Annotated in this window: 19 protein-coding genes and 1 pseudogene; 9 read left to right on the top strand and 11 right to left on the bottom strand. The window is 36.1% G+C overall.

What is annotated here, in order from left to right:
* Window positions 1-59: 59 nt before the first annotated feature.
* Complete coding sequence (locus ACJZU6_RS20305) at window positions 60-440, bottom strand: PH domain-containing protein (RefSeq protein WP_080155774.1); 381 nt, start codon at window positions 438-440, stop codon at window positions 60-62.
* Window positions 441-616: 176 nt separating this feature from the next.
* Here ACJZU6_RS20305 and ACJZU6_RS20300 point away from each other — a divergent pair, with 176 nt between their 5' ends.
* The 3 genes from ACJZU6_RS20300 (at window position 617) to ACJZU6_RS20290 (ending at window position 4,328) form a co-directional block, all read left to right on the top strand.
* The gene (locus ACJZU6_RS20300) at window positions 617-1,537 is read left to right on the top strand and encodes a LysR substrate-binding domain-containing protein (RefSeq protein WP_327767339.1); all 921 of its coding nucleotides are present in this window, start codon (window positions 617-619) and stop codon (window positions 1,535-1,537) included.
* 204 nt (window positions 1,538-1,741) lie between these two features.
* Window positions 1,742-2,851: an NAD/NADP octopine/nopaline dehydrogenase family protein gene (locus ACJZU6_RS20295; RefSeq protein ID WP_408901239.1), complete on the top strand. Its 1,110-nt coding sequence runs from the start codon at window positions 1,742-1,744 to the stop codon at window positions 2,849-2,851.
* 70 nt (window positions 2,852-2,921) lie between these two features.
* Window positions 2,922-4,328, top strand: coding sequence for a YfcC family protein (locus tag ACJZU6_RS20290; protein WP_080155777.1), 1,407 nt, complete (start codon window positions 2,922-2,924; stop codon window positions 4,326-4,328).
* An 83-nt stretch (window positions 4,329-4,411) separates the two neighbouring features.
* Here ACJZU6_RS20290 and ACJZU6_RS20285 read toward each other — a convergent pair whose 3' ends face one another.
* The 3 genes from ACJZU6_RS20285 to ACJZU6_RS20275 form a co-directional block, all read right to left on the bottom strand.
* Window positions 4,412-5,236 (bottom strand): 5'-methylthioadenosine/S-adenosylhomocysteine nucleosidase, encoded by an 825-nt coding sequence (locus tag ACJZU6_RS20285; RefSeq protein WP_080155778.1) that lies wholly within the window; start codon window positions 5,234-5,236, stop codon window positions 4,412-4,414.
* Between the two features lie 221 nt (window positions 5,237-5,457).
* Window positions 5,458-6,375, bottom strand: a complete 918-nt coding sequence (locus tag ACJZU6_RS20280) for a permease (protein WP_408901238.1) — start codon at window positions 6,373-6,375, stop codon at window positions 5,458-5,460.
* Window positions 6,376-6,515: 140 nt separating this feature from the next.
* On the bottom strand, window positions 6,516-6,827 hold the full coding sequence (locus ACJZU6_RS20275) for an ArsR/SmtB family transcription factor (protein WP_408901237.1): 312 nt from the start codon (window positions 6,825-6,827) through the stop codon (window positions 6,516-6,518).
* A 209-nt stretch (window positions 6,828-7,036) separates the two neighbouring features.
* Here ACJZU6_RS20275 and ACJZU6_RS20270 point away from each other — a divergent pair, with 209 nt between their 5' ends.
* Window positions 7,037-8,008 carry a nucleoside hydrolase gene (locus ACJZU6_RS20270; protein WP_408901236.1) on the top strand — a complete coding sequence of 324 codons (972 nt, stop codon included), beginning with the start codon at window positions 7,037-7,039 and terminating at the stop codon, window positions 8,006-8,008.
* 73 nt (window positions 8,009-8,081) lie between these two features.
* Here ACJZU6_RS20270 and ACJZU6_RS20265 read toward each other — a convergent pair whose 3' ends face one another.
* Together ACJZU6_RS20265 and ACJZU6_RS20260 are read right to left on the bottom strand one after the other, a co-directional pair.
* A complete protein-coding gene (locus ACJZU6_RS20265) occupies window positions 8,082-8,615 on the bottom strand; it encodes a class I SAM-dependent methyltransferase (RefSeq protein ID WP_107276303.1) in 534 nt (177 codons plus the stop codon).
* A 225-nt stretch (window positions 8,616-8,840) separates the two neighbouring features.
* Window positions 8,841-9,404 carry a dihydrofolate reductase family protein gene (locus ACJZU6_RS20260; RefSeq protein ID WP_408901235.1) on the bottom strand — a complete coding sequence of 188 codons (564 nt, stop codon included), beginning with the start codon at window positions 9,402-9,404 and terminating at the stop codon, window positions 8,841-8,843.
* 168 nt (window positions 9,405-9,572) lie between these two features.
* Here ACJZU6_RS20260 and ACJZU6_RS20255 point away from each other — a divergent pair, with 168 nt between their 5' ends.
* The gene (locus tag ACJZU6_RS20255) at window positions 9,573-10,013 is read left to right on the top strand and encodes a DUF6789 family protein (protein WP_080155783.1); all 441 of its coding nucleotides are present in this window, start codon (window positions 9,573-9,575) and stop codon (window positions 10,011-10,013) included.
* Between the two features lie 93 nt (window positions 10,014-10,106).
* Here the strand turns inward: ACJZU6_RS20255 and ACJZU6_RS20250 are convergent, their stop codons facing one another.
* A complete protein-coding gene (locus tag ACJZU6_RS20250) occupies window positions 10,107-10,676 on the bottom strand; it encodes a cytochrome b/b6 domain-containing protein (RefSeq protein ID WP_408901234.1) in 570 nt (189 codons plus the stop codon).
* A 470-nt stretch (window positions 10,677-11,146) separates the two neighbouring features.
* Here ACJZU6_RS20250 and ACJZU6_RS20245 point away from each other — a divergent pair, with 470 nt between their 5' ends.
* Window positions 11,147-11,851: an EAL domain-containing protein gene (locus ACJZU6_RS20245; RefSeq protein WP_408901233.1), complete on the top strand. Its 705-nt coding sequence runs from the start codon at window positions 11,147-11,149 to the stop codon at window positions 11,849-11,851.
* A gap of 174 nt (window positions 11,852-12,025) precedes the next feature.
* Entirely contained in the window at window positions 12,026-12,934 is a 909-nt protein-coding gene (locus ACJZU6_RS20240) for a VirK/YbjX family protein (protein ID WP_408901232.1), read from the top strand.
* 204 nt (window positions 12,935-13,138) lie between these two features.
* Here ACJZU6_RS20240 and ACJZU6_RS20235 read toward each other — a convergent pair.
* From ACJZU6_RS20235 to ACJZU6_RS20225, 3 genes and pseudogenes are all read right to left on the bottom strand, one after another.
* Window positions 13,139-14,334: pseudogene (locus ACJZU6_RS20235) on the bottom strand (IS3 family transposase).
* Window positions 14,335-14,386: 52 nt separating this feature from the next.
* Window positions 14,387-15,562 carry a patatin-like phospholipase family protein gene (locus ACJZU6_RS20230; protein ID WP_408901231.1) on the bottom strand — a complete coding sequence of 392 codons (1,176 nt, stop codon included), beginning with the start codon at window positions 15,560-15,562 and terminating at the stop codon, window positions 14,387-14,389.
* Window positions 15,555-15,677, bottom strand: a complete 123-nt coding sequence (locus tag ACJZU6_RS20225) for a hypothetical protein (protein WP_297481782.1) — start codon at window positions 15,675-15,677, stop codon at window positions 15,555-15,557. The genes ACJZU6_RS20230 and ACJZU6_RS20225 overlap by 8 nt, the downstream gene beginning before the upstream one ends.
* 268 nt (window positions 15,678-15,945) lie before the next feature.
* On the opposite strand from ACJZU6_RS20225, the gene ACJZU6_RS20220 reads away from it, so the two are divergent.
* Together ACJZU6_RS20220 and ACJZU6_RS20215 are read left to right on the top strand one after the other, a co-directional pair.
* Window positions 15,946-17,052: a poly(3-hydroxybutyrate) depolymerase gene (locus ACJZU6_RS20220; protein WP_408901230.1), complete on the top strand. Its 1,107-nt coding sequence runs from the start codon at window positions 15,946-15,948 to the stop codon at window positions 17,050-17,052.
* 265 nt (window positions 17,053-17,317) lie between these two features.
* Window positions 17,318-18,106, top strand: a complete 789-nt coding sequence (locus ACJZU6_RS20215; protein ID WP_080155801.1) for a phytanoyl-CoA dioxygenase family protein — start codon at window positions 17,318-17,320, stop codon at window positions 18,104-18,106.
* A gap of 100 nt (window positions 18,107-18,206) precedes the next feature.
* On the opposite strand, the gene ACJZU6_RS20210 is transcribed toward ACJZU6_RS20215, so the two are convergent.
* Window positions 18,207-19,352 carry a M14-type cytosolic carboxypeptidase gene (locus tag ACJZU6_RS20210; RefSeq protein ID WP_327772854.1) on the bottom strand — a complete coding sequence of 382 codons (1,146 nt, stop codon included), beginning with the start codon at window positions 19,350-19,352 and terminating at the stop codon, window positions 18,207-18,209.
* Window positions 19,353-19,466: the final 114 nt, after the last annotated feature.

Raw genomic sequence — 19,466 nt, 5'->3', positions numbered from 1 at the left:
AAATATAACAAGAGGCACTCAATAGTGTGCCTCTTCGTCTTGCATTACAAAGTAAGGGGTTATTTCCCCGCGATCTTAGCGGCTAATTGTCCCTGCATTGTATAGATATTAGTTTTGCCATTAAATTCTAAGCTAATTGGATCATGTTGGCCTGAAATCCACAATTTTAATTCTGCATCTAGATCAAAATGGCCTGTGCTTTCAATTGTATACATAGTGATTGACTTATAAGGCACTGAGCGGTATTCCACTTTTCGGCCTGTCATTCCTTGCTTATCAATCAATATTAAACGGCGATCTGTTAAAATGATCATGTCGCGAATAAGTTTGTAAGCTAATTCGATGTGCTCACCTTGACCAAGAATCGTTGATAATTCTTCAGTTGCCTCTTCAAGATCCATCTCGCCAGCATTACCTAAGATAGCATTAAAAAATCCCATGAATGATTCCTTTTAAAATAACAAAATAAGCACTAATTTATATCTTTAGAGTGTAATCGAATTGCGTTTTTTATACTAGTCACGATTTGAGCCTCCAGTTTGCTTTGCACATCAAGGTTTTTATTAACAATTATGTTTATTATGGCGTTTTGTTATTAATATGTGTGCTAATGCTTATGAAGTTATCCTATCTACATGCATTTCGTGCTGTTGTTGAATGCCAAACAGTCACTGCAGCAGCAGAGTTATTGAATATTAGTCAGCCAGCCGTAAGCCGTTTATTATCCAGTTTAGAAGAACAATTAAAATTTAAACTGTTCATTCGTCAACGTAATCGATTGATATTAAGTGACGAAGGCCAAGCTTTTTATTTAGAAGTGGCCAAAGTTTTTGATGCAGTGAATGGATTAGACAGCGCAGCAGAAGCGATTCGAACCCATCATTTAGGATCATTAACTATTGCAGCTATGCCTGTGCTTTCTCATGCTTTTTTGCCGCGTATATTAGCCAATTTCTTACAACATAATTGCCAAACTAAAATTGGTCTCAAGACGTTCCGCTCTGAAGATGTCGTACGCCAAATTCAAGCACAAACCACAGATATTGGATTTGCGTTTACAACTGAAGATGTGGCAGGGGTTAATAGTCAAACAGTGACATGCGAGTGTGTTGCATTAATTCCTGCATCATCACCCTTAGTACATAAAACAACAATATCAATAGCAGACCTGAGTAATGAATGTGTCATTCGCCATGAAAAAGACATGATTCAGCGTTGTATTGATAATTTATTACGCCGTCACGATATTAAAATTAATAAGCAAATTGAAGTTTCATTGGCTAGTACTGCTGCCGCTTTAGTCGCAGAGGGGGTTGGGATCGCCATTACTGATCCGTTTACCGCGTATTTAGCTAATGAAACTCGTGATGTGGTGATGCGACCGTTAGCCTTTAATTTACCGTTTGAGTTTACTATTTTGTATCCAGGGTTAAGACCTATTCACCGTCACGCAGAACGGTTTATTGAACAGTTTATGTTAACCGCTGACAGTATGGATATTTACCTAAAAATAGGTCCTATGCATAGCTTGGCATAATGCTAACAAGGAACAGATCACATTGTATTGCAGATAATGGTTACAATATTTTTTGTTTTAATTTGTTGTATTTTATGTGTTTATTTTTGTTTTATTGATGAGCTATAACCTAAAGACATAACCTATTTAGATTACAGTATTATTTTTTAGTCATCATTTTTCTTAATGTGATTTTGTCTTATAACATCATCTTAAGGAATAATCATGACAACGCGTGTTGCTATTATTGGATCAGGTAACGCAGGGCTGACAGCAGCATATCATCTGACACGACAAGGCGCAGAGGTGTGTTTATATGGTGCAGCAGGATTTGATCAACCACTTACAGACATAGAAGCGCAAGGTGGAATCACGGCATTAGCCTCGTGTAATGACGTTGAATTATCTTTTGCAGGTTTTCAAGCTATTGATACGATCACGCGTGATTTAAAACAAGCGGTTGATTACGCAGATATATTGATTTTACCTGTCCCTTCTTTTGCTCAAGAACCTTTGTTTCGCTCAATGCTACCGCATTTAAAGAGTGGGCAGTTAATCATGTTAATGCCAGGGAACTATGGATCGTTGGTGTTAAATAAAATTAAGTGTGATGAAGGCTATCAAGATGTTGATATTACCTTTGTTGATGCGATTTCTATTCCATGGGCGACACGTATTGTTGGCCCTGCCGAGCTGGCTATTTTAGGCATGAAAACGCATCTTCCTGTCGCAGCTTTGCCTGGCAGTCGCACTCAAGCAGCCATTGCACGTTTACAACCATTGATGCCATTACCATTAACCGCTTTAGATAACGTGATTATGGCGGGATTAGAAAATATTAACTTCGGCGGTCATCCATTGCTCACTACCTTAAATATGGGGCTATTGGAAAACTTTGACGGTCAATTTAACTATTACAAAGACTGCTGTTCAGTGTCTACGGCGCGCGCTGCTGCGGTAATGGAAGCTGAGCGATTAGCCATTGGTCAAGCATTGGGCTTGAATTTAAAGACTGAATTAGAGGCGATGAATGCGCTATATGACATGGAGTGTAAAACAGTTTACGACGTTAATCGTACTTCTGAAACTCATGGTAAATTAAACAGCGCACCTAATTGCTCAAGTAATCGCTATATCACTGAAGATGCCGCTTACTTATTGGTTCCATGTTATGAATTTGCGCAATTAACAGGCATTGAAACACCGATTATTACTGCTTGTCTACATATTGATAATGCCTATAACAATGCTGATTATTTTAAAGATGGTCGTACATTAAAACAAATGGGGCTCGATGGAATGCCAACTGCTGACATGATGGCTTTCGTTGCATAACAAGAAGATGGCCTAACCATCTCTAAATGGGACGCTGGGAATAGCGTCCCAATAATTTAAGGATATCTGTATGAAAACGCTTAAATTTCCTTCAGCCTACACAATTTTAATGTTACTTACCGTCTTAATGGCTGCATTAACATGGTTGATCCCTGCGGGTCAGTATCAAATGGTTAATAATGAAACCTTGGGGAAAATGGTCCCCTTGGTGGGCTCTTATCAAACCGTTGAAGCAAATCCTCAAGGCTTTCTTGATATATTAATGGCACCGATTCAAGGGTTTTATGATCCCGCCAATTATATGGCACGAGCGGTTGATGTTGCTTTATTTGTACTGGTGATTGGCGGTTATCTTGCTGTGGTTACTCAAACAGGTGCAATTGATGCTGGTATTGCGAAAACTATGGCCCGCTTAGGGGGTAAAGAACGTTGGATGATCCCTATTTTAATGGGGTTATTTGCGCTAGGTGGCACTGTTTATGGTATGGCGGAAGAGACCATTCCATTTTATGCCTTATTGATTCCGGTGATGATTGCAGCAGGTTATGATTCCGTTGTCGGGGTTGCGATTATTATGGTGGGTGCCGGAATTGGGTGTTTAGGTTCTACCATTAACCCTTTTGCAACGGTTATTGCCTCTAATGCTGCTGAAATTAACTTTGTTGATGGTATCTGGCTACGACTGGCTATCCTTATTATTGGCTGGCTTGCGTGTGTAATTTATGTGATGCGCTACGCCGATAAAGTAAAACGCGATCCATCACAATCTTTAGTTGCAGAGCAAGGTGAAGCGAATAGAGAATACTTTTTACATGGTAGTGGTGAAAGTGCACCTGAATTAACCTTAACCCGTAAAATTGTGTTAGCTATTTTTGGATTAACTTTTGCGATTATGATGTGGGGTGTTGCATCTCAAGGCTGGTGGATGGCTGAGCTTTCTGCATTATTTATTGGTTCAAGTATCGTTGCTGGTTTAGTCGGCAAATTATCTGAAGTGGAAATCACCGATAGCTTTATTAATGGTGCGCGAGATTTATTAGGTGTCGCGTTAATAATTGCTATTGCTCGTGGGTTAGTGGTGGTGATGGACGACGGTAATATCACCCATACTATTTTAAATTTCGCGGAAGGATTATTAGTTGGTTTGCCACAAATTTTATTTATTAACGCTATTTATTGGATAGAAGCGGTATTGTGCTTAGTGGTGCCTTCTTCTTCAGGGTTAGCGGTATTATCAATGCCTATCTTGGCACCATTAGCTGACTTTGCAGGTGTTGGGCGTGAGTTGGTGGTGACGGCTTTTCAATCTGCTTCTGGTTTACCTAACTTAGTAACGCCGACATCGGGTGTTGTGATGGGGGGCTTGGCGATTGGGCGTATAGGTTACTCAACATGGCTACGCTTTATTGGGCCATTGTTAGGATTCCTAACGGCAATGGTCATGGTGTTATTAAGTGTGGGCGTGATGCTAGGCTAATTTTTATTACAGTTTATTAATTTATTATGATGAATAGACTAGCAAGGGTATTGAGATCACCCTTGCTAGTTTTTTTATGTTTTTTAATTACGCATCATGATAATTTTTTTAGTGTAATCAATCACAAATTGCTGACAATCAACAGCTGTTTGTGGATCAAAATCTTGGTTGTGTAGATCAGTATTAGACAAGATACGAATACCAATAAAAGGCACTTTATAAGCTTGAGCGACTAATGCTGCTGATGATGTTTCCATTTCTTCAACTGAGGTATTGTATGTTTTATGGAGCCAGTTAATGCGATCAACTTCGCGATTCCATTCATCTGCGGTACCAATGACACCCGTCACCACTTTGCCTTTCGTGTAACTGTTCGCCATGGTGGTCGCGATATGCAGTAAACCTTTGTCGGCAGCAAAATTATTATGCTCAACTAACTTACCTTGCTCACGTAAACGCATCGTAACGCTAAAATTTTGCCATTTTGTCGGTGCAATACCTTTTCCTTGTGCGGTAAATTCTGATTTATATGCGCCCATATTGAAGCTGGTTTTACCTATTACGATATCACCACGTTGTAATTGTGGATCATGACCGCCAGCTGTGCCTTGGTTAATGATTAAAGCAGGTTTAAAGCGTTCAATGGCAAGTGTTGTTGCTGCGGCAGCATTGGCAATTCCGACTTCTGTTCTTGAAATGATAACAGGGTAGTCGTTAATGGTTCCTTGCCAAAATGACCATGACCCCAGAGTGACTTCAGACTTTTCTTTTAAGGCGGCAATAAGTGTTGTGGTCTCTATATCCATGGCACCTTGAATTAAGATTGGGCCAGAAGTAGGCGTAGCAGCCATACTCATCGGTGAGAGCATGATGCAGCAAAGTAGAAGACCACGTTTGAGTAATAACATTAATGTTCCTTAAAGAAAGTAAAGAGAATAACTCTGTGCAATGTAAGTAAAGCAAACGTTTGCGTCAATGATTTTATGTAATTTAATTTAATATACATGGCTATGTTGTGATCTTTGTTGTTTATGCTTTTTGGGGGAGGTTGCTATTTTTGATTAAATTTGAATAAAAAAAATCCCTCAACCGTTTAAGGAGGAGGGATTTTTTAATATCGGGTTAAAAATTAAAAGATAAATTGGTAAATAAATCCAGCACTGATAGCCATGCCAAGAATTACCACTAAGAATGCGATAATCATTTGATTCTTAAAAATTGATTTAAGTAAGATAACCTCGGTTAAACTTGCCCCCGCACTACCAATGATCAAGGCCATTACAGCGCCTAATCCCATGCCTTTTGCAGCTAATGCAGCACTTAATGGAATAACAGCCTCAGCACGAATATAAAGTGGAATACCAATGATAGCTGCAATGGGGATCGCAAAAGGATTATTTTCACTGGCAACTTTAGCCACAAATTCTGTTGGCATAAAACCATAAATCATTGAACCTAAAGCAATACCACCAATCAAATAAGGCAATACTTTTTTGAAATCAGCCCACGTTGATTGCCAAATTTTAAGCCATTTGTTTACTGGTTTTGGTATTGAACTACAGCTTGATCCACAGCATGATGGTTTAGGTTCACTGTATGCTTCGTCTTTGATATATTTTTCAAAACCTAATTTTTCCAGTAAATAGCCTGCAATAATTGAGACACCCATTGCTATTACAAAATAAAATACTGTTACTTTTATGCCAAACGTCACTGCAAATAACCCAATAATGATGGGATTAAGCAGTGGGCTAGCAAATAAAAATACCATCATAGTGCCAAATCCAGCTTTAGCTCGTAATAATCCTTTTAAAAATGGAATCGTTGAACATGAGCAAAAAGGAGTAATTGCGCCTAATAAACCTGCGATAAAATAGCCTTTACCATTTTTTCCGCTAAGAATGGATTGAATCTTAGCGGGTGGAATATACACCTGTAATATGCCAACTAAATAACTAATAGCAAGAAACAGTACTGTAAGTTCAATGGCAAGAAACCCAAACATATGTAAGGTATTGGATATCATCTCTGATGTGATTGTAAACATATTAACTTCTCTGTATTTCTAGTATTATAGAAATATAAGATCAAAAGGCGCTCCTGTCAAAAAATATTTCGACATTTGTAGAAATATTTTTTGTTATATAAAGTATTACAGCGTTAACATTATGAAAATAAAGCTATTAATTATGATTGTTGCTCATCAATACAGCATTCATCTTGTAAAAAACTAATGACACTGGCTAAAGCATCATATTGGGCGACACAAAAGAGTGTACGTCCTTCACGACGTTGGGTGAGTAATCCAGCCGAAGCAAGGCTAGAAATGTGGTGAGAAAGGGTTGAGCCAGGAATAGTCAGTTGTTGCTGAATATCCCCGACAGCAATGCCTTGGTAGCCCGCTTTAATGACGCGCTTAAAGATGGCTAAACGGGTTGGGTGGCCTAATTCTTTAAGTGATTTAGCAATTTGGATAGTATCTATTTGATGACACGTCATAGTAAAGCTGGCCTTTTATATTGGTTTTTATTTCTATTGTTGTGGAAATATAGCGAATTCTGATAAAAAAAGAAAGCGAATAGAAGCCGCTATTTATCTACAATTATCACAGTAACAATATCAACAGTCATTTATTCTATCTTAAATCACTCATAATCGTTGCTATATACATTTAATAGCATCAATCCATAGCGCTAATAGAAGATATAATGACCAAAAAAATCATATTAGATACAGATCCTGGCATTGACGATGCAATGGCAATTTTATTTGCTGAAGCACATCCTGATATTGAATTGGTTGCACTTACAACTGTTTTTGGTAATGCAACTATTGAAAATGGCACTCGTAACGCGTTGTACCTTAAAGAAAGATTTAAAATGACTGCGGATATAGCTAAAGGGGCGAGCCAACCTTTGTTTCGTAGCCCTGTGGGTCCGACAGAAGTTGTGCATGGCACTACAGGCTTTGGTGATTTTCATGTACCAGATAACGTTAGTGGTCAGCTAGACCCACGTCCTGCTTACCAATATATTATCGACACAGTAAAAGCACATCCTCATGAAATTACGTTGGTGGCTGTAGGTCCATTAACCAATCTTGCTTTAGCTTTGGAAGCTGCACCAGAAATAGCTCAATTAGTTGCTCAAGTTGTGATTATGGGGGGCGCATTTGGTGAAAATGATCATCGAGGTAATGTTACTCCTTATGCTGAAGCTAATATTCATGATGATCCCCATGCCGCAGACCGCGTATTTTGTGCGCCTTGGCCTGTTACTATCATTGGTCTTGATGTTACTGAAGAAAGTTTCTTTAGTGCTTATTATCTTGACCAATTACGGCATGATGCTGCTGATGTGGGTCAATTTATTTTTGATATCAGTCGGTATTACTTACGTTTTTATTCGCAAAAAGTGGGGCTTGATGGCTGCCATGTACACGATCCGTCCGCCATTGCTTATGTGATTGATCCTGAATTATTTATAACTCGAAAAGGGGCTGTACGGGTTGTTTGTGAGGGGTCTGCGAGCGGTATGACAATTCAGAAATTAGATACAAGGAAATACCAAACTGATGAATGGTCATCAATGCCCGCTCAAGAGGTAGGTATTAGTGTTGACTCCGCACAATTGTTAGACTTGTATCAAAAGACCCTTATTGATTATTCTCATAACCAATAAGATAAGCTGGGATATTAGTATAATAATAAAGGTTATCTATGATTGATAGCCTTTAAATTTATAAGGTGAGATATTACAAATGATTGTTTTTTTCGTAAACAAAAACTGTAGCAGGAGGGAAGTTAAGCCATACTTTTTTCATGTTGGTTTGCATCAGTTTATTTTCGCGAAGATTATCTGTACCAAATGGACAACGATTTAGATAAGTATATTGAATTAGTTTTCCACCATGTTCTAAAACGGCACTGATATCATTTAACGCCTTCGCTTTAGTTTCAGTTGAAAAATTAACAAAGGGAATACTAGAGATAACGGTTTTAACTTTTTGGTTTTGATGGCGTTGTCTCATTGTAAACAGATCTGATACACAGATAGTCTTATTAATTTTTACTAATGATTTGTGAAAAATAACGTTATTTTCATAGGTATAAATAGTCTCAATGGCTTGAATTTCTGCGAGTTTACGTGTGATAACACCAGAGCCTGCACCCAACTCAATAATCGTATTTTCTGGTGATATGTGTGAAATCATTTCTTGAACTAAAAATTGACTGCTTGATATAACAGAACCGGTATTTTTAGGGTTTCTTAAAAATTCAATTATCACTATAGGTAAACACCATAAAAAAAAGATAGTGCATAGTTACACTATAAATAGAAGAAAGCGGTCAAAAATGTGATGTTTTGTGAAATAGGCAATGAAATATCAACTAGGGTTTACATTAAATGGGTGAAGTCAGCCTAATAAGTGATTTCATAATAAATATAGTTTCCCATTGTTGAGCTATATTTGGACTCAGCAACTATGATGGCTGCTGAGTATTTAGTCATATTATTTATAGTTCACACTGTATTTTACTTGAATAAAGTTATTCGGAAAAACAATTGCTTGTGTTTGTTCTAATTCGATATCCTTGTGGGTTTCACCGAACAGTGAAATACCACTGCCTAGTAATATAGGAGCACGAGTAATAGTGATATGATTGATTAATTGCTGATTAATAAACGCTTGAATAGTCATTCCACCATCGATGTAAGCATGTTGATAGCCTTCAGTACTTAGTTTCGTTATTAAAATCTTAATATTACCAGCATACATTTCGACTTTGTCACGTAAGTTATCGGGAGCTTGGGTGATGGTTGTGCTCAAAACAATGATTCGAATATTGCCATAAGGCCATTGTTCTGGCGGTAGATCCATACTTGAGATAGTTTCCATACATTTACGTCCCATGATTATACAGTCAACTGAAGCGAGATATTGATTGAACCCCATATCAGCTTGATCGCTCATATCTGCATTTTTGTTACCTGCAGTCTGTAACCAATTGACTGAGCCATTTTTTCTTGCAATAAATCCATCAACACTAGTAGCGATAAATACAGAACATTTCATGGTTTATTCTCTCAAATAGTAAGAATTTTGATTCTATCATGATTTATTATTGATGAATTGAACAATTAAATGCTGTTTTCTGTCTTTTAATCGCATAATTATGTTGACCTTCCCGTAGGAGGAATGTCTATCCTAAAACCATATTCCATAACGCATTTAGGTCATCGTATGTTTAAAGAAAACGTAAGCACAAGTAATGTAGTAAAAGCACTCATCGGTGGTTTTTTAGGTACATTAGCATTTACTTTAATGGGTAAATTTATTGCACCACATCTTATTGGGCATTCAATGAATGTTGCTGCGATTATTGCTCATATGTTAGGAACCTCTGATAGTGTCGGCTTAATGATGCACTTCGTGGTAGGTACAATTGTATTCCCAATCGCTTACTTATTAATTGGTTATAGTCGTTTACCTGGTTCTGGTTGGTTGCGTGGTTTAGTCTTCTTAATACCTATTTACCTTGGCGCGATGATTGTTGTGATGCCAATGGCTGGTAAAGGTATATTCTTCCATAGTGTGCCAATGTCAATGGTCGCTTTAATGGGGCATATGGTTTACGGTATTATTCTTGGACTTGTTGTTGGTACACCTAAAGATAATAAATAAGTTAGATGGTTATTTATTATTAAAAGTAAAAAGCTGAGAAATTAAATATCTCAGCTTTTTATTGTTATTATTTTGTTGTGTTTTTTGTATGTTTTAGCCATTAATTATTTTTGTAATTGTATCTTTATTATCACGACCATTCGCAAAAATAACTCCACTAATATGGATTAGCATAAATCCTACAACGCCCCACCATGAAAGCTTATGAAATGTTTTACAAGCTGAATATAGAATAAAATCATGTCCTAAGAAGTGAATGACTAAACCTGTGATTACAATACTTGTTAAAAATAAATAGAAAGCAATGTATAACAATCCTTGTAGACGATCATGCAAACTATTCTTTTTCAATGGGTTCGGCATAAATAGACCCACTTTTTTAGAGTAATATAATCGTATAAACACTAGGATACCAATGAAGTATCCCACAATATAGTGCCACTGAAACATTTCATTGCGGATTGATTTAGCAATTGTTATAGCTTGTTGTTGTGATATGGAAATATTATCATTTTGCAATCCAGATTGAAGGATCGTTGCGATATGTGTTTTGTCCATCCACGTTGAGCGTAATACAATAGTTAATAAAATAAATAGAATAGAAAATGCTAATAACCAATGTATTAAACGGTGCAGTTTTGGAAAGTGAAGTTGTGAAGTCATAAAACGGCCAAAAGATAAAATATTATTCCACAATAGTATCATGGATATTCTGAATGTTTAATGAATATTAATCATCATTAAATGCATAGGCATTAATTTGAATATTAAGTTGTTTTTTTATTTAGATTAAAATCAATATTTTATGTCTACATTAGTTTTTTTTGATAATATTTTTAGTGAGTATGTATGAAAAATATTATGCGGTAAAATACAGTGGCAATAAAATAAAGAATAAGTAAATAGAATAAATGTTATTTTTCAAAAAATGTCAATATGGAATATGAGTACAAGCAATAAATTGGCATCAATTACAAAGTATGACCTTCTATACATAATAGTGAATATAATTTATAACTTTTATTATGAATTATAATTTTTTTAGCATGTTATGTTATAGAGTTTTAAGTAGTTAATTGTTTTTTTTTAGTATATATTATAAAAAATATTTTTTAAATAATAGTGATTAATGTATGCGTAATGATATATTTTTTATGTATCAGCCTAAATATCATAATGCCATTATATTTGGATATGAAGCATTATTAAGAAGTAAAATTAATGGTGGTTTAAGTTGCCCTGATTTTTTAGTTGATAAAAATGTTAACAATATAAAGTTTGATTGTTTTGTTATTAACAGCGTCATTGATAGCTTATCTAAAATAGCAGATAAAGAGGTTATTAATAATATCATCTCTATTAATGTAAGCGGTGAGTTTATGTCAACGCCTATTTTATTAAGTGACATAAATATAGAGGCGATAAAAGCATTAAATTTACATCTCGAACTTGAAATATTAGAGAGTGATAAGATAATTAACTTCGAACAATGTAATGAAAATATTAACTTACTAAATTCTATTGGGATCAGTGTCAGTGTCGATGATTTTGGAAGTGATTATTCATCAGTCAGACGTTTAATAAATCTTCGCAATATTAATTTTATAAAATTAGACAAGATCCTCGTAAATGATATTGAAAACAACCCATCATTAATACAATCAATCAAAATTCTGTGTGAGTTTATTTGGAGTTTAAATTTTAAAATTATTGCTGAAGGTATAGAAAAAGAAACGACATTAGTATTATTAAAATCGATTGGTATTGAGTACTTTCAAGGCTTTTATTTTTCTAAGCCATTACGACTAGAAAGTGAGGTGTATCGATTAGATCTTTGATGAAAAATTGTCATAAAGCGATAATTAGTTAGAAATAACGCCTATTTGTTGCGTTTATTTTGCACTAGCAGTATAAATATGATGCATATCATGTCAGTATGTAATAAATCAATTGATAAAAAATACAACTAATTGATAATGGAAGATTAAATATACTATATAAGAATTAATTGTGTGATTCAGTCCAACATATCTCTTAGTAACCATGCAAAAATCATTTATCCTGATAGTTTAGCTGGTAAATACTCACCATTATGGCGCTATCGAGTAAAATTTATTCTTCGTGCGATGTACTACCATAAAGCTTTCCAGCATATCACCTCTGAAATAGATCCTTCTTTGCTAGATACTTTATGTCAACGTAACCTTCGTTTTTTAGAAAAGCCATTCCGTCCTTATGTAATTTATGGAACAAATTCTATTGAACGCGCAAAATTTGTTGTAGAGCATTTTAAGTTTGTCTCTCAATTACCTGAACATATTCGTAATGGTATCTACAGGGATAGTAATGGCTTAACATTATGTAACTTTACTGTAGATGATGTTGATTACTGTTTTAAGTTAGCATATTACTCTCGTTATCAAAAAGAGGGTGATATGAGCTTAACGCTCTTTAATGATGTTGATGAAAATTTTTATACCCTCACATTTGCGATTCGGAATGTAAAAGGGAAGCGTCAATTAGTGATTGGCGGCTTGCAAGGCCCTGCGAGTAGCCCTGAAAATAACCAAAAAATAAAATTACTGACTAAAGCATTATTCGGACAACGTCCAAAAGATTTAATGATAAAAATGGTCACACTGCTCGCTAATGCTTGGCAGGTAGACACACTGCTTGCTATAAAGAATAGTGCTCATACCTATTCAGCAAAGCGTTATGCTACTGGAAAAATCAAGATGGATTACGATAAGCATTGGTTAGCATTAGGTGCAACTGAGTTTGATGAGCATTTATATCAACTAACGCTTGAAGATATTCGTCGTAATCCCGAAGATATTTCACGCCCTAAACGTGCAATGTATCGTCGACGCTATGAATGGCTAGATAATACAAAAGTGTTGATTGAGCAGAATCTAAAATAATTATATGTGTTAATTTATCTGTTACTTATTAAAAATGACACTAACAAACGGCTACCTATTTAGGTGGTCGTTTGTTGTTGTGTTTATCGATTATAGTAACGAAAGCTAAACAGTGCATTAGATGAACCGCTATATAGCGGCTAGTTTTGTCTGTGAGAATGCTATTTTTATGAGATATCAATATTATCAGTGGGTTTGTAGTGGTCAACAAATACTGGCCACAGTTTTAGAGGTTAACCAATATAATCGTTCAGATTCATTAGGGGTTAATCCGCCATTATATTGGTGAGGCCTTAATTGGCTGTAATAGCCAATAATATATCGAGTGATTTCGTGTTTTGCTTCAGCAAAACTACGATAGCCAACATTTGGAACCCATTCTGTTTTTAAACTTCTAAAGAAACGTTCCATTGGTGCGTTATCCCAACAATTTCCCCGACGAGATAAACTTTGTTTAATCTGGCATCGCCATAATAATTGTCGATAGTAGCGACTTGTATAATGACTACCTTGATCGCTGTGGAACATAACCTCTTTAGGTTTATCTCGTGATTCATAAGCCATCAGAAGTGCTTTACCTGTTAATCGACTATCAGGCGATAGAGACATCGCCCAACCAACAGGTTTTCTCGAAAATAGATCGATAACTACAGCAAGATACATCCAACGATTTCCAGTCCAAACATAGGTCACATCACCGACCCAAACTTGATTTGGTGATGTAACCGCAAATTGACGATCAAGGTGATTAGGAATCGCAATATGTTCCTGTTTTACTTTACGGTATCGATGTTTCGGCGATTGGCAACTAACAAGATTAAGGCCTTTCATTAGCTTAGATGCACGATATCGGCTCAAGGCGATGCCTTGAGCAGTAACCATACCGGCAATACTTCTAGCCCCAGCAGAACCATTGCTAGCTGCATGTACCTCTTTGATTAAACAACGAAGTTTAATCAATTCAATAGAAATAAACTTTGGCCGTCTCTCTGCCAATATTTATAGCTACTGCGATGAACACCTAATACTTTGCATAACGTTGTTATGCTGTGGCTCTTCTTGAGTTTCTCGATTAACGAGAATTGTTCAATGAGTCTGACATCAAGAGAGCGGTGGCTTTTTTTAATATTTCATTATGCTCTTCAAGTGTCGCTAACTTCTTTTTTAATTCTCGTATTTCAATTTGTTCAGGCGTCATTGGTGATGCTTTGGGAGCTTTTCCTTGGCGCTCCTCTTTAAGCTGTCGAACCCACTTATCCATCGTAGATTTACCCACGTTCATTGCTTGGGCTGCTTCTGTTACTGAGTAATTTTGTTCTAGAACTAATTGTGCTGCTTCAAGCTTAAATTCAGCACTAAATAATCGTCTTGTACGCTTTGTCATAATGTCACCTATCCATGTTATGAGGTGATGATATCACCTCTGAGTAGGTGGCCAAATTTAATGTACCACTACACAATGATATTATCGTTATTAATATGAAAAGGTAATAATGGACGAATCAGTGTTTTGTCGTAACTTAGTCTCATACTCATATCTGCATGACAAAATCCTAAATTAATTAACATTCTATTATCAGTATCAGAAAAACGATCTAATTGAGTCCCCAAGTTGCTAAGATGACGGTATTGCTTAGCTTCACTCTCAGACAATAATGGGTTTATAGTTTTGAAGTTTTTAACCTTACTAGATATAGACCAATAGCCGCCATTATATTCACCTTCAATATAATTTCGCATCAACATCCGTTTACGTAATGCTCTTTGTTGGTTAATCATAATGTCAGTCATCCTAAGAGATAAACCAAACTTACTTTTTATCGTTTTTAGCCAGCCATGCCATGGCAAAGAAAGCAATGCTCCTGCATCACAACAGAATACTGAATTATATTCCTTTTCTGCTCCGTGTTTCCATATCATTTCTAACCCCATATTGTCATAGAGCCCACCATCACATAGGTTTAAGTGTTCACGAAGTTTCAATATTTGTTCAGCAGAGATATGACTATAAAGTGTGTCATTCCATGTCCAATCTTTACCACATAATCGTATTGGTGCTAAAAATGGTGGGAATCCACTGGATATAGCAATAGCCTGTGCTAAGGTAATCCCGTGATCTGAAGCTGAGCCAATTTTATAGTCTCGAATTTCACATTTTGAAATTCTGACACTAGCACCAGTATCAAGGTTGGTGCCATAAAAAATAAACTCTGGAGCTAAAGGGTTATTGGGTATATCACAAAGACGAGTTTTGCCAAACAACAAAGCTTCATATTTTTTTCTTACCTCTATTACTGCTGTTGTTGTTGGGTTTAGAGTGTGTAGAAGAATCAGAAATTTATTTGTAATTGTTTGAGAGCAAAATATAATGAGGGGGTCTGCAATGACTTCTTTAAAGTTAGTTGCACGATAACGGCCTTTACTAGCATCTATTTCCTCAAAAGTTAACTTTTCCCACTTTAGCATTAATAAACCTGCGGCAATAGAACCGCCAGAAACTGATGTGATTGTATCTAGCTCAGTTAATAAACCATCTTCATTCATGCGCCATAGAGTACCTAATGCATAGAGTGTTGCTCTAAAACCACCGCCAGATAAAGCTAAGCCTTTTTTAAATTTGTTATTCATTATCTAACACCTCATTATTAACTTTTGTCTCATTATTCACTAATAACGGTCCTACTTTATTAGTGAAAATACCACCACCTCTTTTAAGTAAAATACCAGTACTCAATATATCCATATAATTAAGTCTCTTATTATTTTATATACTGCATAATATGTTACATTTTTTCTAAATTGAAAAAGTGATCATTCACAAAAAATGATATTGAGGCTTGCATTTGATATGGGCGTTTTGGATTAAGAAAATCGAACTATAATAACCATTGTGTTAATAATATACAGGATTAGTTTTATTGATATAGGTCAATCTTTTTTACTCTTACTCGGGTGATTCTTGTTCTCTATGGTTGATTAGCAATCAAATGCATTTTGCATGGAGGCAAGCAATGGAAAGTATTAATTTAAATGTTAGATTTGTTTTTTTATCTATATCTTTAATCGTTTGTTTGAATTCTAATTCTTACGCGAATGAAGTTTTTAGCAATCAAAGTTTATCTCCAGAAACTAAAACGAGTACATATTCTCTTCCTGCTTTAAATGCTATTTCTAATGCAACGTCAATATCTGGAATATCATCAGGTGCCTTTATGGCTTCTCAATTTCATGTTGCATACTCAAATGACCTTGTTGGCGTAGGGATTGTTGCTGGTGGACCATGGAATTGCGCTGCTAGTAATCCGCTTTTCCCTGCAATTGTGAATGCGACAACAACTTGTATGAATCCGTGTAAGGCTGGTATTTGCGGCCCATTTCCTGATTCAAAATTTTTATCAGCTATTGCAGAAATGGATGCTAAAAAAGGTAATATTGATCCTATTGATAATTTAAAAAATGATAATGTATATATTTTTTCTGGGTCTCAAGATAAAACTGTTATTACTAAAGTCGTTGATACTACCTTTGATTTCTATAAAAAATTAAAAGTGAAAAATATAGAATACATTAATAATTTGGATGCAGGGCATGCTTTTATTACTAATAATCCTGAGGATACCGAATGTAATAAAACTGCTGATCCATATATTAATTATTGTAATATGTCACAAGCGAGAGATATTTTAAAACATATTTATAAAGGGTTAAAATCACCTGCAATAAAAATAAGTGGCGAATTAATTAAATTTAACCAACATGAGTTTCTTACAAAAGATCAAATAAACCGATCAAGTATGGACGACAATGCATTTGTTTATATTCCTAAGAGTTGTACAACAAATCAATGTAGAGTTCATGTCGCTTTGCATGGCTGTGCTCAAGGAGTATCAGTAATAGGGACAGAATTTATAACGGATACTGGCTATTTAGAAATAGCTGATACAAATAAGATTATAGTATTATTTCCACAAGTTAAATCATCTAATCTAAATCCAATGAATCCCAATGGTTGTTGGGATTTCTGGGGCTACAGTACTTATAATTTAAGTATTTATCATAAAAAATCAGCACCTCAAATGGAGGCTATTAAAAAAATGATTGACCGATTAATAAGTTAGAATAATCAAAAAAAATAGGACAATAGGACAGCCATAAAATTATGCTAAATATGACGGGTAATAAGTTCGTTATTATTTGCTGTGTATGCCTGCAAGGGCGATAGGAAATCTACTCACTGTGTGTGGAAATCTTAAAGAATAAAGATATGGGTGTCCTGTATTCTTTAATGATGATTTTATTACTTGGTTGAATACCACCAGTCTGGCATTATGCGCCCAAGAATACCGTCGTTAGTAAACGGTACCGAGAGTGTGAAGGTAGTCAGTGATAGAAAACAACCAACAATTAAGTAATCTTTATGATGAACATGGTTACTTTGTGATTAGAAATTATTTCGACGAAGCTCAGATTTCATTGCTTAGAAAAGTGGTGTTGAAATTCCATGAATTGTGGAAAGCAGACAACACAGAGTTTTATCATGAAGAAGCGTTTAACTCGTCTTTAATTACGGGCAGTGAATATTTACCCATCGATGATAGAACGGTACTTTTTGACTTCATCAGCTCCAAAAAGATCATGGACGTTGTTGATGCAGTGATACCTGAAAATCCTGCATTTATGAATACACAACTGTTCTTCAACCCCGTAAATCCTCAACAAAAAGACTTTTGGCATCGTGACTGTCAATATGACTATGATCTTGAAGACCAAATGAAAGTCATATTAGAAACGCAAGTGTTACATCTTCGAGTGCCTTTATTTGATGAACTTGGCATGGAAATCATCCCCGGTACACACAAGCGATGGGACAATGAAGAAGAGCACAATGTTCGCCAAGAAGAAAATGGTAAAGTCAGCAATGACAGCATCTCTGGAGGTAAACAAATTGGGTTAGCTGCGGGTGATTTGTTAGTGTTTTCAGCTGATATGATTCACCGCGGATTGTATGGCTTAGATCGTTTAGCATTGGATATTTTGATCTTTGACTCAGCGGCTGATTATGTCGATTACGTGGATGATGATTGTTTACCGCCCCAATCAATATTAAATAAGATTGCTGACCCAAGGCTATTTCTCAACACCTTGCACTTAAAATCAATGGTGTGTGCTTAAAGATAAAAAGATGGGACAGCCAAAAATTTCCAACTACTAATCTAAAAAAACGGCCACCTAAAAAGGCAGCCGTTAATATTATAAGTAGCAATAATCAGTCTTAACGAAGATCATCAGTAACAGCAAGCACTGCTGCTAGGGTGTCGTGACCAAAGCCAATACTACGCTCTGGAGACCAACCGTATAGACTATCTGGCTGATTATTATGATCTTTAAATGGCATTTCAACAGTGTAAGACAAGCAGTTAAATTGCTCGCCAACCCAGTTTGAAGCTACTGTTAGGTTCGCTTCGCCGGGCTTATCTTTGCCGTAGCCGTGTTCGTCTTGGAATTCTGGCGTTACGGTTAATAGCGCTTGTTTGAATTTATTTTCAAGATTTTCAAGGCGCGCATCGTATGATGGAATGCCTTCAGAACCCGCAACGAAGTTAAATGGGATTGCCTCATCGCCGTGAATATCAAGGAACATATCTACGCCTGTTGCTAGCATTTTCTCACGTACGTAGAATACTTCAGGGCTGTTTTCTAGTGACGGTGTTTGCCACTCGCGGTTAAGGTTTACACCGATTGCATTTAAGCGTAGGTGACCACGTGCGCTACCATCTGGGTTCATGTTAGGCACAACATAGAATACGGCTTTGCTTAGTAGGGCACGGCCAACAGTGTCAGTTTCATCTAACAAACGTTGTACTAAACCTTCAACAAACCATTCAGCCATGGTCTCACCTGGGTGTTGACGTGCAATAACCCAGATTTTTTTCTTTGGTGCTTCTTCGCTATCAGCGGCGTGTTCATCACCGATCACTAATAGGCTTACATCGCGATTATCAAGCGTATGACCTAATGTTTCTAGGCGGCAGTTGTAATGGCTTTGTGCAAGGTGCAATAGATCTTGATGACGATCGTAACTGTACGGTGCAAAGTAAGCGAAGTACATTGATTCATTTTCAGGAATAACAGTGAACGTTAAGTTGTCACCATCAAATTCTGAAGGAATACGGAACCACTCTTCACGATCATAAGAAGCTACAACATCATAACCATTCCAACCTTCAGGGTAGGCTGAGTTAGCTAGATCTAATAACTTAATAGTATGCGGCTGTTGAGCTTCTGATTCTAAACGGAAGTGAAACCATTGATGCAGTTCAGATTGGTTATCGTTAGGAATACTAAGTTGAATGTCGTCTTTGCTCTCAGCTTTAACAACATTGATGCTACCGCTTTCGAAGTTACTGAAAATTTTCATGAGGGTTACTCGTTATCTTTATAAGTATTGAATTAGGCTATCATAAACCACCACAATCGATAATGATTTTTGTTCATCAAAATAAGGTTTCATTGTTAGGTTGAGTGAATAATC

Source organism: Photobacterium piscicola (assembly GCF_046058925.1).
Classification (GTDB): domain Bacteria; phylum Pseudomonadota; class Gammaproteobacteria; order Enterobacterales; family Vibrionaceae; genus Photobacterium; species Photobacterium piscicola.
The sequence above is the reverse complement of the archived record's forward strand: the minus strand, read 5'-3'. Positions and strand labels throughout refer to the sequence as shown.